Genomic DNA, 16405 nt, shown 5'->3' with positions numbered 1-16405 from the left:
AGATGAGTACGACCCAGACCCAGTCGAAGCAGGGCGAACTCCCGGAGAACACCGGCGCGTTCGCCTGGCTGAAGGCTCTCGGTCCGCGCGGCCGCCGCGCCTTCGGCGGCGCGTTCGGCGGGTACGCCCTCGACTCCTACGACTACTTCACGCTGCCGCTGAGCATGGTGGCGATCGCGGCGTACTTCGGTCTCGACAACGGACAGACCGGACTTCTCACCACCGTCACGCTGGTCGTCTCGGCGGTGGGAGGGGCACTGGCCGGCGTACTCGCCGACCGGGTGGGCCGGGTGAAGGCGCTGATGCTGACGGTGATCACCTATGCGGTGTTCACCGTGCTGTGCGGATTCGCCCCCAACTACGAGACGCTGCTGGTCTTCCGCGCCCTTCAGGGCCTCGGCTTCGGCGGCGAGTGGGCCGTCGGCGCGATCCTGGTCGCGGAGTACGCGAGCGCCAAGCACCGCGGCCGTACCCTCGGTGCCGTCCAGAGCGCGTGGGCGGCGGGCTGGGCGCTCGCCGTCATCGTCTACACCCTGGTCTTCCAGTTCCTCGACGCCGACACCGCCTGGCGCGTGATGTTCTGGACGGGTGCGTTGCCGGCGCTGCTGGTGATCTACGTACGGCGGAATGTCAGCGACGCGCCCGAGGCGGCTGCGCGGCGCGCAGCAAGCACCGAGCGCGGCTCCTTCTTCTCGATCTTCAGGAACGACCTGCTGCGCACCACGCTCTTCGCAACGCTGCTCTCAACCGGCGTCCAGGGCGGCTACTACACGCTCGCTACGTGGGTGCCCACGTATCTGAAGACCGAGCGGGGGCTCACCGTCGTCGGCACCGGCGGCTACCTCACCTTCCTGATATCCGGCTCCTTCATCGGCTATCTCACCGGCGGCTATCTCACCGACCGGATCGGCCGCAAGAAGAACATCACGCTCTTCGCCGTGCTGTCGGCCATCGGGATCATCGCGTACACGAACATCCCGTCCGGGGCGAACGGCCTGCTGCTGGTCCTCGGCTTCCCGCTCGGGTTCTGCATGTCCGCGATCTTCAGCGGCTTCGGTTCGTTCCTCAGCGAGCTGTATCCGACGGCCGTCCGCGGCACCGGCCAGGGCTTCACCTACAACTGCGGCCGCGGCGTGGGCGCGTTCCTGCCCACCCTGGTGGGCTTTCTGTCCGACAGCTGGGGTGTGGGCGGCGCGCTCGTCCTCGGCGCCGTCGGCTACGGCCTCGCGGTCGTGGCGCTCCTCGGTCTGCCCGAGACGCGCGGCAAGGAGCTGGTGTGACCACGGACGCCCGCGACGAGCAGTACCGCGCGGCCTGACGAGCAGCAGGAATGAGGAGCACATGACCTGGGCGTCCATCGATCTCAACGCCGACCTCGGCGAGGGCTTCGGCCGCTGGCGGCTGACCGACGACGAGCAGCTGCTGTCCGTCGTCACCAGCGCCAATGTCGCCTGCGGCTTCCATGCCGGGGACGCGGCCACGATGCGGCGCGTCTGCGAGCTGGCGGCGGAACGCGGCGTGCGGATCGGCGCCCAGGTCTCGTACCGCGATCTGGCCGGCTTCGGACGGCGCTCCATGGATGTCCCGCCGGACGAACTGTCCGCCGAGATCGCCTATCAGATAGGCGCGTTGGAGATCTTCGCCCGGGCGGCCGGGTCGCGTGTCTCGTACGTCAAACCTCATGGCGCCCTCTACAACCGGGTCGTCCACGACGAGGAGCAGGCGGCGGCCGTCGTCGACGGCGTACTGCTGGCCGGCGAGCGGCTGCCGCTGCTCGGACTGCCGGGATCGAAGCTGCACACCATGGCGGAGAAGTCCGGACTGCCCGCCGTCACCGAGGCGTTCGCGGACCGTGCCTACACCGCCGAAGGGACGCTTGTGCCGCGCGGACAGGACGGCGCGGTGCTCAGCGACCCGGCCGCCGTCGTCGAACGCTCGGTCAGCATGGCCCGGTTCGGGGTGCTCACCTCGCGCTGCGGTCAGTCGGTCCCCGTGCGGGCCCGTTCGCTCTGTCTGCACGGCGACACCGAGGGGGCGGTCACGCTCGCCCGCCGGGTGCGGCGGCAGCTGGAGACCGTGGGCGTCCGTGTGGAGGCCTTCGTATGAGAGCCCTGCCGGTCGGCGACCGGGCGCTCCTCGTCGAGCTCGACGACGGCGACAAGGCCGGGGCGCTCCATGCCGAACTGCTGCGCCGCCGCTCCTCGGGCACCCTCCCCCCGATCCGGGAGATCGTGCCCGCCGCGCGTACGGTGCTGCTCGACGGGCTCGAGAGGCCCGGGCACTTCGCGCGGGAGCTTATGGAATGGGAAATTCCGGCGCTCCACGCGCGCGTGCAGGACGCCATCGACATACCCGTCCGCTACGACGGTCCCGATCTGGCGGATGTCGCGGCGCTGTGGCAGGTGTCCGAGGAGGAGGCTGTACGAATCCATTCGGCGGCCGAATTCCGGGTCGCATTCTGCGGGTTCGCGCCCGGCTTCGGCTATCTGACCGGGCTGTCGCCGCAGTACGCGGTGCCGCGCAGGTCGACCCCGCGCACGTCGGTCCCGGCCGGCGCGCTGGCGCTGGCGGGCTCGTACACCGGGGTGTATCCGCGCTCGTCACCCGGCGGCTGGCAGCTCATCGGGGCGACGGACACCGTGCTGTGGGACCCGGCGCGGGAGCCCGCAGCGCTGCTGTCGCCGGGGACGCGCGTGCGCTTCGTTCCGGAGTGCCGATGACCGACCGGGCCTTTGCCGTCGTACGGGCCGGGGCACTGACGACCGTGCAGGATCTTGGGCGGCCGGGGCACGCCCATCTCGGGGTGCCGCGCTCGGGCGCACTCGACCTGCCGGCCGCCCGGCTGGCCAACCGGCTCGTCGGCAACCGCGTGGAGGCGGCCGTCCTGGAGACGACGCTCAACGGCTGTGCCGTACGCCCGCGTTGTGCGGTGACCGTGGCCGTCGGCGGTGCTCCCTGCCCGGTGACCGTGGACGGACGGCCGGCGGCCTGGGGAGCCCCGGTGCACGTGCCCGCCGGTGCCCTCCTGGACATCGGGTCCGCGGCTTTCGGGGTGCGCAGCTACATCGCGTTCGGCGGCGGAGTGGCCGTCGAACCGGTGCTCGGCAGCCGGTCCACGGATCTGCTCTCGGGCCTCGGTCCCGCACCGCTCGCGGACGGAAGCGTACTCCCCCTGGGCAGCCCGCCCGCGGCGCACGCGCGCGTGGACGCTGTCCCGCATCCCGCCCCGCCGGGCGAGCTGGTACTGCGCGTGCGGTACGGGCCGCGTGCCGACTGGTTCACAGGGTCGGCACTCAACACGCTGGCCCGTGGCGCCTACCGGGTCTCGTCGGCGAGCAACCGGATCGGGCTGCGTACCGAAGGGCCGTCGCTGGAGCGGGCGCAGACCGGTGAACTGCCCAGCGAGGGCATGGTGCTGGGGGCCGTGCAGGTGCCGCCGGACGGCTGCCCTGTGGTTTTTCTCGCCGATCACCCGACCACCGGCGGCTATCCGGTCGTGGCGGTCGTCGACGAGCGGGATCTCGCGGCGGCTGCACAGGCCGTGCCGGGCATACCCGTCCGCTTCGTCCCGGTCCGCTGACCCCACCCGGGCCCACGGACACCAAGCCCCCGGACCCACCTGGACCCCGCCCGCCGACTACGTCCCCGGAGTCCCGTATCCCCCGCCGCCCGGCGTGTGCATCACGAGCACGTCCCCGGGACCGACGTCCACCGAGTCGACGCCGCGCAGCTGCGTCACGGTGCCGTCGGCCCGCTCCACCAGGTTCGTGCCGAGCGCGCCCGTCCCACCGCCCGCCATGCCGTACGGCGGGACGCGGCGGTGCCCGGTGAGCAGCGCCACCGTCATCGGCTCCAGGAAGCGGATTCTGCGGACCACTCCACGGCCGCCGCTCCAGCGCCCCTGCCCGCCGCTGCCCTCCCGTACGGCGAAGGCGTCCACGCGCACCGGATAGCGCCACTCCAGCACTTCGGGGTCGGTCAGACGCGAGTTGGTCATATGGGTCTGCACGGCGTCCGCCCCGTCGAAGCCGTCGCCCGCACCCGAGCCGCTGGCCACCGTTTCGTAGTACTGCACGCGGTCGTTGCCGAAGGTCAGATTGTTCATCGTGCCCGAGCCCTCGGCCTGGACGCCCAGCGCCGCGTACAGCGCGCCGGTGACGGCTTGCGAGGTCTCAACATTTCCCGCGACCGTGGCCGCAGGGTGGGCGGGCGCGAGCATCGAGCCGTCCGGCACCCTCACGTCCAGCGGCTCCAGACAGCCGCTGTTGAGCGGAATGTCGTCGGCGACCAGCGTCCGGAAGACGTACAACACCGCGGCCATCACCACGGACTTGGGGGCGTTGAAATTCCCCGGCTGCTGCGGCGAAGTGCCGGTGAAGTCGATGACGGCGCTGCGTGCCGCGCGGTCCACGCGCAGGGCCACCTGGATGACCGCGCCGCCGTCGGTCTCGTACCGGTACGCGCCGTCGCTCAGCCCGGCGACGATACGGCGCACCGACTCCTCCGCGTTGTCCCGTACGTGCTGCATATAGGCCTGGACGACATCGAGTCCGAACTGGCCGACCATCTTGCGCAGTTCGGAAATTCCCTTCTCGTTGGCGGCGATCTGGGCCCGCAGGTCGGCGAGGTTGGTGTCGGGCGCGCGGGACGGGTAGCGGGCGGTGGTCAGCAGCTCCCGGGTCTCGGCCTCGCGCAGCCGCCCGTCACGCACGAGCAGCCAGTTGTCGAAGAGCACACCCTCCTCGTCCACAGTGCGGCTGAAGGCGGGCATGGAGCCGGGGGTGATACCGCCGATCTCGGCGTGGTGGCCGCGCGAGGCCACCAGGAAGCGCAGCTCGTCCCCGTCGAACACGGGTGTCACGACCGTGACATCGGGCAGATGGGTGCCTCCGTGGTACGGGTCGTTGATCGCATACACGTCGCCCGGCTTCATCGAGCCTTCGTTGCGGCGCAGCACCTCCTTGATCGACTCGCCCATCGAGCCGAGATGGACGGGGATATGGGGCGCGTTGGCGATCAGATTGCCGTTCGCGTCGAAGAGGGCGCAGGAGAAGTCGAGCCGCTCCTTGATGTTGACGGAGTGGGCGGTGTTCTCCAGGCGTACGCCCATCTGCTCGGCGATGGCCATGAAGAGGTTGTTGAAGACCTCCAGGAGCACCGGGTCGACTTCGGTGCCCACGGCGACCCGGCTCGGGCGTGGCCGTACGCGCGTCAGCAGCTGATGCCCGCCCTCGTCCGGGGCCGCGCGCCAGCCCGGGTCGACGACGGTGGTGGCATCGGCCTCGGCGATGATCGCCGGTCCTTCCACACGGTCGCCGGTGCGCAGATCCGAACGGTGGTACAGAGGCGTGTCCCGATGCTCGCCGTCCACGAACATCCGCACCACGGCCCGCGGGGCGAACTCGCCGTCGCCCGCGATCTCTTCGACGATGTACGCGCCGTGCTCACCGGCCGTGCCCACCGCCTCGACGGAGACCGCCTCCACCACGAGCGGCTTGTCCATGGTGAACGCGTAGCGCGAACGGTGGGTCGTTTCAAAGGCCTCCTTCATCGCGGCGACGGTGTCCAGGGGCACGGGCAGTGCCGCGTCCGTTCCCGCGTAACGGAGCAGCACGCGCGCGTGCGTGGTGATCGCGGCGTCCGCGACGGCGTCGGCGCGCAGTTCGGCGCGGGTGCGTGCGGCAAGTTCGTCGCAGAGGGTGCGTACGCGCCCGAGGGCCGCCTCGTCGAGCTCCGCCTCCACGGACTGCTCGCGCATGGCGGTCGCGTCGGCGAGCCCGATGCCGTACGCGGAGAGCACCCCGGCCAGCGGCGGCACGATGACGGTGTTGACGCCGAGTGCGTCGGCGACCGCGCAGGCGTGCTGGCCGCCCGCGCCGCCGAAGGAGGTCAGTGCGTAGCGGGTGATGTCGTGGCCGCGCTGCACGGAGATCTTCTTCACCGCGTTCGCCATGTTGAGGACGGCGATCTCCAGGAAACCGGCGGCGACTTCCTCAGGCGTGCGCTGTGTGCCGCTCTCCTTGTGCACGTTCTCGGCGAGCGCGGCGAAGCGCTCGCGCACGGTTTCGGCGTCCAGTGGCTGGTCGCCCCCGGGGCCGAAGACCGCGGGAAAGTGGTCGGGCTGGATGCGCCCCAGCATCACATTGGCGTCGGTGACGGTGAGCGGGCCGCCGCGGCGGTAGCAGGCGGGGCCGGGGACGGCCCCTGCAGAGTCGGGTCCCACGCGGTAGCGGCGGCCGTCGAAGTGGAGGACGGAGCCGCCACCCGCGGCAACGGTGTGGATGTTCATCATGGGTGCGCGCATCCGCACACCGGCGACCTGGGTGCCGAGCTCGCGCTCGAACTTGCCCGCGTAGTGCGACACATCGGTGGACGTGCCGCCCATGTCGAAGCCGATGACCCGGCCGAATCCGGCCTGTTCGGCGGTGCGGGCCATGCCGACGACGCCGCCCGCCGGTCCCGAGAGCACGGCGTCCTTGCCGCGGAAGTGGGCGGCCTCGCGCAGTCCGCCGTTGGACTGCATGAACATCAGGCGGATGCCGTCGAGTTCGGCCGCGACCTCGTCCACGTACCGCCTCAGGATCGGCGAGAGATAGGCGTCGACGACGGTGGTGTCGCCGCGCGGTACCAGTTTGATCAGCGGGCTGACCTCGTGGGAGCAACTGACCTGGGTGAAACCGAGCGCGCGGGCGGCTTCGGCGATGCGGGTCTCGTGGGCGGGATGGCGGTAGCCGTGCACCAGCACGACCGCGGCACTGCTGAAGCCTTCGGCGCGGGCTGCCTTCAACTGCTCGGTGACGCTTGCCAGATCGAGGGGCCGGACGGTCTCGCCCTGCGCGTCGACACGCTCGGGGACCTCGATGACGCGCTCGTACACCGCCTCGGGCAGCACGATCCGGCGGTCGAAGAGCCGGGGGCGGTTCTGGTACGCGATCCGCAGCGCGTCCCTGAAGCCCTCGGTGATGACCAGCACCGTCGGCTCGCCACGCCGTTCGAGGAGGGCGTTGGTGGCGACGGTGGTGCCCATCTTGACGCTGTCGACCCGGTCGGCCGGCACGGGGTCGCCCGGGGCCACGCCCAGGAGCAGCCGGATCCCGGCGACGGCCGCGTCCCGGTACCGCTCCGGGTTGTGCGAGAGCAGCTTCCGGGACACCAGCCGTCCGTCGGGCCGTCTGCCCACGATGTCGGTGAAGGTGCCGCCACGGTCGATCCAGAATTCCCAGCGCCCGCTCATTCCCCCATTCTGGCAAGGGAAACGTCCAGGGACACGGCAGCCAGCGCCGCCGACAGCGCGTGCTCCGCGCTGCGGTCCAGGCGTTCACTGGTGCCGCGTGCCCAGTGGCGTACCTCCGCGCCCGCCAGCCGCAGCAGCTGCGGCAGCAGATCGGTGCATCGGCGCGCCACCCATCCGGTCCCGGCCGTGGCGAGCCACAGCGCGGCGGCGGCGCGGCCCGGAGGGGCCTGTTCGGGGTCGCTGCCGGGCGCGGTCCCGTGGGCGAGCCCGCGCTCGGCCAGCAGCTCGTGGAAACGCCGCGCGATCATCCGGTGCCCGCGCTCGCCCGGATGCAGCCGGTCGGCGCTCCACATCGTCCGGTCGGCGACCCAGGACGCCTCCGCGGCATGCAGATGTACGGCGCCGTAACGGGCCGACAGGGCGTGGACGACGGCGTTGACCGCCCGCTGGCGCCTCGCGAGGGGGCGGGCGAGCGGCAGGGGAAGACCGAGCATGCTGCCGGGATCGGGCAGACAGGCCGTCAGCAGCATGGTTCCGCCCGCGGTCAGCTGCGCGCATACGGAGTCGAGCTGCCGGGTCATGTCCTCGATGTCGAAGGTGCAGCGCAAGGTGTCGTTCACCCCGACGAGCACGGACGCGATGTCCGGTGCGAACGCCAGCGCCTCGGGGGTCTGCCGTTCGGCGACGTCCCTGGTGAGGGCGCCGCTGACGGCGAGGTTGCGGAACTCGGCGGGCGCCTGGACGCAGCCGATCCCGCCGGCGAGCAGGGCGGCCCACCCGCGCCACCCTTCGGCGACCCGGTCGCCCACACCTTCGGTGAGGGAGTCCCCGAGGGCGACGAAACGCAGCGCCCTTGTGGTGGGTACGGATGCGAGCTCGGCCGCGCCGAGACCGGCGTGCGTGGGGCGCGCCCCCAGTCCCACCACCGCTATCGGCGCATCGCGGGCGCTCGAAGCCCCGCCCTCCGATTCCGATTCGTCCGCGACCGCGGTCGCCGGTGCGGCCGTCATGCCGCCACTCCCTCTCCGTGTGCCCGCTCGCGCAGCCGCGGTGCGTCGTGGGCCGCCAGGAACGCGTCCACCGACCGCAGCCAGTCGAAGAGTTCGGCCCGCGCCCTGGCCGCCTCGCGGCGTTCGTCCTCGGGACGGGCCAGCAGCTTCTGCACCGCGTCGGCGAAGTCCGTCGGCGTGTCGACCGCGGCCGCTCCCGCGTCCCCGATCACCTCGGGCAGCGCCGACGACGCGCTCGCGACGACCGGCGTGCCACAGGCGAGTGCCTCCAGGGCCGAGAGCCCGAAGGTCTCGGCGGGCCCGGGCGCCAGGCAGATGTCCGCAGCCGCCTGCAGATCGGCCACCGCCTCGCGGTCGCCGACATAGCCGAGGAACTGGGCAGGCAGCCGCTCGGCACGGGCCCTGCGGATCAGCGCGGCCCGCAGCGGCCCGTCGCCCGCGACAACGAGGGAGGCCTTCACGCCCCGCGCCCGGAGCTCGGCGAGCGCGTCCAGGGCCATGCCCGGACGCTTCTCCACCGACAGCCGGGAGCAGAGCAGCACAAGCACCTCGGCCCCGGCGGCGTGCTTGGCGCGCAGCACCGTGCTGCGCCGCCCCGGCCTGCAGCGGCGCAGGTCAACGCCGAGGGGCGCTCGTACGACATTGCGCGCCCCAATGCGGATGAACTCCCGCTCCGCCCACTCCGTGGTGCACACGATCCGCGAATACGCCCAGGCGGTACGGCGGTTGAGCCGGTCCGCGGTCCGGGCCGCGACGGACTCGGAAAGACCCCAGGTGCGCAGCACACCGTCGGCCGTCTCGTGCGAGACCATCACCGAGGGGATGCGGTGGCGCCGCGCCCACTCGCCGGTCCACCGCAGGGTGGTGCGGTCGGAGACCTCGATCCGGTCGGGCTCCAGGAGCTCCAGGACGTCCCGCAGCCGTCGCCGGGCGGCCAGCACGCGGTAGCCGCCGGTGCCGGGCAGCTCGGGCCCGGGCAGGGTGATGACCCGCCCTTGGGGGGTCATCCGGTCGCTCTCCACGTCTCCGGGAACGATCAGCACGGGCTCGTGGCCCGCGGCGGCGTAGCCCTTGCCGAGCTCGCGCAGCGCGGTGCGCAGGCCGCCGGAGGCGGGGGTGACGAAGTTCGCGAGCCGTACGATCCGCAGCGCGCTCATGCCGCCACCGCCGTACGCGCGCCGAGCACCTCGGCGTAGTGGTCGAGGAGCAGATCCCCGATCACGGCCCAGGTCCTGCCCTCGACTGCGGCCCGTCCTGCGCGCCCGTAGGCGGCCCGCAGCTGCGGGTCGGCGGCGAGCGCCGCGACGGCCGTGGACACCGCGTCCACGTCCCGCGGCTCGACCAGCATGCCCGTACGCCCGTGGTCGACCAGGTCGAGCGGCCCGCCCGCGGCCGGGGCGATGACCGGCACGCCGCTGGCCATGGCCTCCTGCACGGTCTGGCAGAAGGTCTCGTACGGACCGGTGTGCGCGAAGACGTCCAGCGAGGCGAAGATCCGCGCCAGGTCGTCTCCGGTCCTGCGGCCGAGGAAGACGGCCCCGGGCAGCGCGCTGCGCAGGGTGGTCTCGCTCGGCCCGTCACCCACGACGACGACGCGTACGCCGGGCATCCCGCAGGCCCCGGCGAGCAGCTCGACATGCTTCTCGGGGGCGAGCCGGCCGACGTAGCCGACGATCAGCTCGCCGTTCGGGGCGAGCTCGCGACGGAGTTCCTCGTCCCGCAGCTCCGGCCGAAAACGTGCGGTGTCCACGCCGCGCGGCCACAGCCGCACCCGCTCGACACCGTGCTCCTCCAGATCGCGCAGAGCGGCGCTGGAGGGCGCGAGGGTACGGTCCGCGGCGCTGTGGACCGTACGGATGCGCCGCCACGCAGCGCCTTCGCCGGCGCCCACGTATGTGCGGGCGTAGCCGGCGAGGTCGGTCTGGTAGACGGCGACGGCCGGCAGGCCGAGCCGTGCCGCGGCCGCCATGCCGCGCACGCCGAGCACGAACGGGCTGGCCAGGTGGACGAGGTCGGCCCGGTGGGCGGCGATGGTCGCCGCGACGCGGCGGCTGGGGAGGGCCACCCGTACTTGGGGATATCCGGGCAGGGGCAGGGAGGGGACGCGCACCACGGGGCAGGGCGCGGTTCGGTCGGAGTCGTCGGCCCCGGCGACTGCCGGGGCTATGACGAGCGGGTCATGACCGCGCGCGGCGAGGTGCCGGGCGGTCTGCAGGGCGCAGTGCGCCACACCATTGACGTCTGGCGGAAAGGATTCGGTGACGATGACGACTCGCATACCCGTGTTGTCGTCGCACTCGGGGTGGCTGACCCAACGTGGATCTTTCCGCTCGGGGAACGTCCCATGAGCGTTTGTGGCCGCCGCCCTTCCGCGTCCCGAATGTCACACAGCGGGCATGTCCGGGCCGATTCTGCTGCGTACGGCGGTTTGCACCTCTGCCTCCTCGGCCGGATCGGCGGCCAGGCGGCGCAGTCTCTCGGCGACGCGCACATCACCGGTCTCGGCGTGCAGCGCGGCGACTTCCCTGGTGGTCTCCTCGCAGTCCCACAGGCATTCGACGGCGAATCCGGTGGGGAAGGAGGGATCGGTGGCGGCGAGCGCGCGGGCCGCGCGCCCGCGCAGCTGCGAGGAGGCGGTCTCGCGGTAGACATGGCGCAGTACGGGTGCGGCGCAGCCGATACCGAGCCGTCCGGCTCCGTCGACGAGCGTCCACAGCAGGGGGGCGTCGGGCCCGTCGGCCCGCACGGTCTCGCGCAGGGCGCCGAGCACCAGCTTGGCGTCCTTGGCCGTGCCTCTGCAGGCGAGCACGCCCGCCGCTGACGCGCCGAGCGCGTCGGGCCGGTGGACCCAGCCGCGGGCCCGGTCGACGGCCCCGTCGCCGCACATCCGCTCGAACGCCGAGACGGCGGCATCGGCGACGGTACGGGAGCCGCCGGACACGGCGGCCTCGATCAGATCGAGCACGACGGTGTCGCGTGACTCGGCGAGATAGTGCAGCGCGGCACAGCGCGCGCCGTCGGATCCCGCGCGTGCGGCTTCGACGATGGCGGGCCGGTCCTCGGGTCCCGCAACGGCGGACAGGCAGCGGGCGGCGGGCACGTGGAGGGCGCTGCCGCGCTCGAGTCCCTGGTCGGCCCAGTCGAAGACGGCCTGGACGCTCCAGCCGGGGCGGGGCCCGGTGGGTCGCATCTGGCGCTGCCAGCGGTCGAAGGAGCCTGCCTCCCGGGCGGCGCGCACGCGGCCGCCGATCGTGTCCCGCTGGTCTTCGGCCCACAGCCGCCAGGGCCGTGGTTCGAAGGCGTCCCGTACGGCGACGGCCAGTTCGGCGTCGCCCTCCGGGGTGGCCGGGAAACGGGCGAGGACGGAGGCGGCGAGGGCGCGCAGGCCCGAGTCGTTGTCCCGCAGGGCGAGCTCGTCGAGGGCCCAGGTCCAGTTGGCGCCGCTCGCGGCGTAGCGCCGCAGCAGTGAAAGGGCGTCGCCCCTTCCGTACGAGGCGAGATGCCCCAGCACCGCGAGCGCGAGGCCGGTCCTGGCCTCGTCGGTGTCGAGGTGGTCTTCGGTGTCGCACAGGTGGCGCTCGATCTCCTCGAGGCTGCCGTGGAGATCCAGGTAGAGGCGCGCGTAGTACAGGGAGCGGTTCTCGACCTGCCAGTCGTGGCGGGGGTCGTTCAGTACGCAGTGATTGAGCGCGGCGAGCGCTTCGGCGCGCGGCGCTGCGAGCGCGTGCAGCGTGCCGTCACCGCGGCCCCTCTGCAGCAGGCCGAGCAGCGTGCCGCTCGGCGCTATGACTGGATCGAACATGGGAAAAGCCTCACATCAAGCTGTCGACGCAACCGGGGAGTGGAGATGCCTAGGCCGCGCAGCAACATGTAGGGCCGCCCGTCGTCTTCTGCTTGGTGTAGACCATCTTCCTCTACCTCTCGTCGGTGGCCCCGGGGGAACTCCCGGATGAAGTCCGGGGTAGGGCTGACGTCATGATGACCCACCCATTTCGCCACCGCGACCACATTTACGGCGTCCCTCCCGGCGACCTCTCGGCGACCTGTCAACGGCCTCTGGGCGACGGCTCATTGGTCGCTCACTGATCGCCGAACAGCTCCAGGAGGTCCGTCTTCCCAAACATCCGCGCAGTATCCACCGCGGAGGGCGTGCCTGCCTTCGGGTCGGCGCAGCCGGCCAGGAGCACGCGGATGACGGCGTCCTCGCCCTTGAAGACGGCACCGGCGAGCGGCGTCTGGCCGCGGTCGTTGGCCCGGTCCGGCTCCGCGCCGCGGGCGAGAAGCGCCTCCACGGCCGGGGCGTGCCCGTGATAGGCGGCGAGCATGACGAGGGTGTCGCCGCGGTCATTGGTGAGGTTGGCGGGCACACCGGCGTCGATGTACGCGGCGAGTGCCTCGGTCTCTCCCTGGCGCGCCAGGTCGAAGACCTTGGTGGCGAGCTCGATCACCTCGGGATCCGGGGCTTCGCTCATCGGACGGACCGCCTTTCACGCGTTGACCTGGGGCGCACGGCAAGAGCCACCGTACGAGTGAATCGACAGGGTACTGCCCGTAACCCGACATGAGGCGGCTCGGCTGCGGCAAGGATCACCGCAAGGGAGGCACTGTGCCGTGCAACCGCGCAGTGTGCCCCCCGGCCGGTGGCCCGACGTCCTCCAGTGCAGTGAAATCCCGAGAATTTCACCCATTTGCACCTTTTATCACATAGATACTTCCTGTGAGCATGGAAGTACTCATGGTGACTGTCCCCTCAACCAGGAGAACCGCTCATGATCCTCTCCATCTCAGGCGTCGTACTGCTCGGCATCATCGTCTTCCTCTTCTTCAGGAAGGACGGACTCAAGGGGTCCCACGCATTCGTCTGCGGACTCTTCGGCTTCTTCATCTCGGGCACCGCCATCGCACCCAGCATCAAGGCCGGCAGCGCGAGTCTCGCCAGCCTCTTGGGCGGGATCAAGTTCTGACGCCCGCAGTACCGGCCAGCACCATCTGCACCCATCGCACCTTCAGGAGACCGATGTGGCCCGGCGACCACTCCCCCGCATTCTCAGCAGCGGCAGCGCACAGATCGCCCGGAGCCGGGAAATCGCGCGCACGGCCGCCGACAGTGCCACGGACGTCCTCCATCCGCTGATCACCATCACGCGTGGTCTGCGGCAGCTGGCAGTCATGGCCCGGCACAGGTGGGCCGCGACGCCCAAGGAACGGCGTGGCCCCACGCTGTTCCTCGTCGCGGCCTGCGTCCTGGTGGTCGCGCTCATCCCGTACGGGCCGCTGGTCGCCCTGATCTCGGTGATGGCCGCGGCCGCCTGGAAGGGCCGGGTGCGTACGCCGGTGAAGACCGGCCCCGACGAAGCCGAGGCCCGTCGGCTGCAAGCCCTCTACGAGGCGCTCGTGCCGTACTTCTCCGTCGCCGAGGACCCCGCCCCGCTGTTCGCCCACGGCGGCGACTGGGACAAGGCCTTCAGCGACTACGAGTTCGACGGCAATGGGCGGCTCACGCGACTGCGGGTCGCCTACCCCGCGTACTTCACCGACGGCGAGGCCGAGTCCCGGGCCCGCATCGAGCAGCTTCTGCACGCCAAGTCCGGGCGCGGCCGCGAGTATCTCTTCACCTGGGACGAGGAGGGCAACCGGCTCGTGATGAGCGTGCTGCCCGCCCTGTCCACCTCCATCGCCGCCCAGCGTTTCGTCACTGTCCCCGGCGAAACCGTGCTGGGCTTCACCGACGCCGACGCGGTGCAGCGCACCGTGCCGGTGGCAGAGGGCGAGGAGACCAGGGACGCGCCACCCGTCGTCTGGCGCACCGGACCGCGCTCGACGGAGCCGCATCTGCTGGCGGTCGGCGAGCCCGGCAGCGGCACCACGACCCTGCTGCGTTCGATCGCACTCCAGGCCCTGCAGCACGGAGACGTACTGATCGTGGAAGGCAGCGGCACCGGGGAGTACGGCTGTCTGACCGGGCGCGCAGGCGTCCTGGCCGTCGAGAGCGGTCTTGCCGGTGCGCTGGCAAGCCTCGAGTGGGCGGCGCACGAGACCGAGCGCCGGCTGATCGCCGCCAACCGCGCCCGGCAGGCCGGGCATCCCGCTCCCGACGACACCAAGCGCCCGCTGTGGATCCTGCTGGACCGGCCGAGCATCTTCGGTCACCTCGCGGCGGCCGACGGGCACACCGATCCGCAGCAGCTCCTTCAGGTGCCGCTGCGGCACGGCAGAGCCGCGCAGGTCACGGTGGTCGTGGCCGAGCAGTTCGACAGCCTGGACTCGCTCACCGAGGCCGTACGGACGCACACCCGCGCGCGGGTCGTGCTGGGCCCCGCCGGCTTCGAGCAGGTCGAGTCCGTCCTCGGGACCGCGCCGCACACCACGCCTACACCCGAGGTCCCGCCGGGCCGCGGCTATGCGCGGCTCGGTACCGGTCCGGTGCTCAGGCTTCAGGTGCCGGCGACGCCGGACCCGTACGACGAGGCGACGAGCGACGCACACCGGCAGGCCGTGCTTGAGCTGCTGCCGGAGCGGCAGGACGGGGCCGCGCTCGATGCCGTACCGGATCCCGTATCGGCCGAGAGCTGACAAGTCCCGTCCGGCGACAAACTCCGCAGACTCAGGCGACGAACGTCCGCGGGGCTTCCGTCCCGGTGGTCGCGCCCGTCTCCACGAGCCGCGCCGCGGCTGCCAGTCGCGTAGCCGCCTCGTCCGCGACCGGACCGCCGACCGTGAACGGCAGCCGGACATAGCCCTCGAAGGCCCCGTCGACACCGAAGCGGGGCCCCGACGGCACCCGCACACCCACCCGTTCGCCGACCTCGGCGAGCCGGGAGCCGGACAGACCACCGGTGCGCACCCACAGGGTGAGCCCGCCGCTCGGCACGTCGAACTCCCAGTCGGGCAGCTCCCTGCGCACCGCCGTGACCAGGGCGTCGCGGTTCTCCCGCGCCTGGCCCCGCCGGATGGCGACGGCCTCCTCCCAGCCTCCGGTCTGCATCAGCCAGTTGACCGCGAGCTGTTCCAGAACGGGGGTGCCCAGATCGGCGTACGCACGTGCCGCGACCAGCGAGCGGATCACGTCCGGGGCCGCGCGCACCCAGCCGATGCGCATCCCCGCCCAGAAGGCCTTGCTGGCCGAGCCGACCGTGAGGACATTGCTGCCCGCCGGGTCGAAGGCGCAGACGGGCCGCGGCATCTCGATGCCCTCGTCCAGATAGAGCTCGGACATGGTCTCGTCGACGACGAGGACCGTGCCGGCGGAGCGTGCCGCGTCGACGAGGCGGCGGCGCTGGTCCTCGTCGGCCAGGGCTCCGGTCGGGTTGTGGAAGTCGGCCACCACATAGGCGAGCCGGGGTGCGGCATCCCGCAGCACCTGCCGCCAGCGCGGGAGATCCCAGCCGGTCAGCCCCTCGGCCATGGCCACCGGCACGAGGCGGGCGCCCGCTGCCCGCATCAGCTGAAGGATGTTGGCGTAGGAGGGGGACTCGACGGCGATGCGCTCGCCGCGCCCGGCGAAGAGATGACAGATGGCGTCGATCGCGCCCATCGCCCCGGTGGTGACCATGATCTGCTCGGGCATGGTCGGGATGCCGCGCTCGGTGTAGCGGTCGGCGAGCATCTGACGCAGCGCGGGCAGACCGGCCGGATAGTCGCCGTGGGTGTGGGCGTACGGCGGCAGCTCTTCGAGTGCGCCCTGGACAGCTCGGGTCAGCCAGGGTTCGGGCGCGGGCAGGGACGCGCAGCCGAGGTCGATCATCGATCCGAGCGACTCGGGCGGCAGGGGTTCGAGGCCGCGTGCGGGCAGCGGGTTCCCGGCCGGTACAGAGGTCCAACTGCCCGCTCCCCTGCGGGATTCGAGGAAGCCCTCGGCGCGCAGCGCCTCGTATGCGGCGGCGACGGTCGTACGGCTGACGGACAGCGACAGTGCCAGCTCGCGTTCGGCGGGCAGCCGGGCGGCGACGGGCACGCGGCCTTCGAGGACGAGCAGCCGGATACCGTCGGCGAGTGCGCGGTAGGCGGGCGGCTTGCGGGCGCCGGGCCCGGCCGGGCGGGGCTGCTGGGAGGTGAGCTGCCGGGCGAGCTGCGCCGCCCCCACGGCAGAGGTCCACTGCGTCATGGAAGTCAGTCCACCTTCCTTGAATTGGCCATGGTTGGCATCAGTTCCGTAGCCACA

The 16405-nt window shown here is 71.9% G+C and carries 13 protein-coding genes; 6 read left to right on the top strand and 7 right to left on the bottom strand.

Going from position 1 to position 16405, the window contains the following annotated elements:
* Positions 1-2: 2 nt before the first annotated feature.
* The 4 genes from ABZS64_RS28945 to ABZS64_RS28930 all read left to right on the top strand — a co-directional run bounded on the left by ABZS64_RS28945 (position 3) and on the right by ABZS64_RS28930 (position 3580).
* Complete coding sequence (locus ABZS64_RS28945) at positions 3-1280, top strand: MFS transporter (RefSeq protein WP_355835849.1); 1278 nt, start codon at positions 3-5, stop codon at positions 1278-1280.
* Positions 1281-1341: 61 nt separating this feature from the next.
* Positions 1342-2106, top strand: a complete 765-nt coding sequence (locus ABZS64_RS28940; RefSeq protein ID WP_355835846.1) for a 5-oxoprolinase subunit PxpA — start codon at positions 1342-1344, stop codon at positions 2104-2106.
* Positions 2103-2720: a 5-oxoprolinase subunit PxpB gene (pxpB, locus tag ABZS64_RS28935; RefSeq protein WP_355835842.1), complete on the top strand. Its 618-nt coding sequence runs from the start codon at positions 2103-2105 to the stop codon at positions 2718-2720. The genes ABZS64_RS28940 and pxpB overlap by 4 nt, the downstream gene beginning before the upstream one ends.
* Positions 2717-3580, top strand: coding sequence for a biotin-dependent carboxyltransferase family protein (locus ABZS64_RS28930; RefSeq protein WP_355835839.1), 864 nt, complete (start codon positions 2717-2719; stop codon positions 3578-3580). The genes pxpB and ABZS64_RS28930 overlap by 4 nt, the downstream gene beginning before the upstream one ends.
* 57 nt (positions 3581-3637) lie before the next feature.
* Here ABZS64_RS28930 and ABZS64_RS28925 read toward each other — a convergent pair whose 3' ends face one another.
* The 6 genes from ABZS64_RS28925 to ABZS64_RS28900 form a co-directional block, all read right to left on the bottom strand.
* Positions 3638-7234 (bottom strand): hydantoinase B/oxoprolinase family protein, encoded by a 3597-nt coding sequence (locus tag ABZS64_RS28925; RefSeq protein ID WP_355835838.1) that lies wholly within the window; start codon positions 7232-7234, stop codon positions 3638-3640.
* A complete protein-coding gene (locus ABZS64_RS28920) occupies positions 7231-8244 on the bottom strand; it encodes an SGNH/GDSL hydrolase family protein (protein WP_355835835.1) in 1014 nt (337 codons plus the stop codon). Before ABZS64_RS28920 ends, ABZS64_RS28925 begins: the two co-directional genes overlap by 4 nt.
* Entirely contained in the window at positions 8241-9401 is a 1161-nt protein-coding gene (locus ABZS64_RS28915) for a glycosyltransferase (protein WP_355835832.1), read from the bottom strand. The genes ABZS64_RS28920 and ABZS64_RS28915 overlap by 4 nt, the downstream gene beginning before the upstream one ends.
* Entirely contained in the window at positions 9398-10522 is a 1125-nt protein-coding gene (locus ABZS64_RS28910; protein ID WP_355835829.1) for a glycosyltransferase family 1 protein, read from the bottom strand. Before ABZS64_RS28910 ends, ABZS64_RS28915 begins: the two co-directional genes overlap by 4 nt.
* A gap of 105 nt (positions 10523-10627) precedes the next feature.
* Positions 10628-12046, bottom strand: a complete 1419-nt coding sequence (locus tag ABZS64_RS28905; RefSeq protein ID WP_355835826.1) for a HEAT repeat domain-containing protein — start codon at positions 12044-12046, stop codon at positions 10628-10630.
* A gap of 277 nt (positions 12047-12323) precedes the next feature.
* Complete coding sequence (locus ABZS64_RS28900) at positions 12324-12716, bottom strand: ankyrin repeat domain-containing protein (protein ID WP_355835824.1); 393 nt, start codon at positions 12714-12716, stop codon at positions 12324-12326.
* Positions 12717-13013: 297 nt separating this feature from the next.
* Between ABZS64_RS28900 and ABZS64_RS28895 the strand changes: the two genes are divergently transcribed.
* Positions 13014-13208, top strand: coding sequence for a hypothetical protein (locus tag ABZS64_RS28895; RefSeq protein WP_355835822.1), 195 nt, complete (start codon positions 13014-13016; stop codon positions 13206-13208).
* A 55-nt stretch (positions 13209-13263) separates the two neighbouring features.
* Positions 13264-14817: a hypothetical protein gene (locus tag ABZS64_RS28890; protein WP_355835819.1), complete on the top strand. Its 1554-nt coding sequence runs from the start codon at positions 13264-13266 to the stop codon at positions 14815-14817.
* 31 nt (positions 14818-14848) lie between these two features.
* Here ABZS64_RS28890 and ABZS64_RS28885 read toward each other — a convergent pair whose 3' ends face one another.
* Positions 14849-16348: a PLP-dependent aminotransferase family protein gene (locus ABZS64_RS28885; protein WP_355835813.1), complete on the bottom strand. Its 1500-nt coding sequence runs from the start codon at positions 16346-16348 to the stop codon at positions 14849-14851.
* Positions 16349-16405: the final 57 nt, after the last annotated feature.

This window comes from Streptomyces sp. NPDC005408 (assembly GCF_040606445.1).
Taxonomy (GTDB): domain Bacteria; phylum Actinomycetota; class Actinomycetes; order Streptomycetales; family Streptomycetaceae; genus Streptomyces.
The sequence above is the reverse complement of the archived record's forward strand: the minus strand, read 5'-3'. Positions and strand labels throughout refer to the sequence as shown.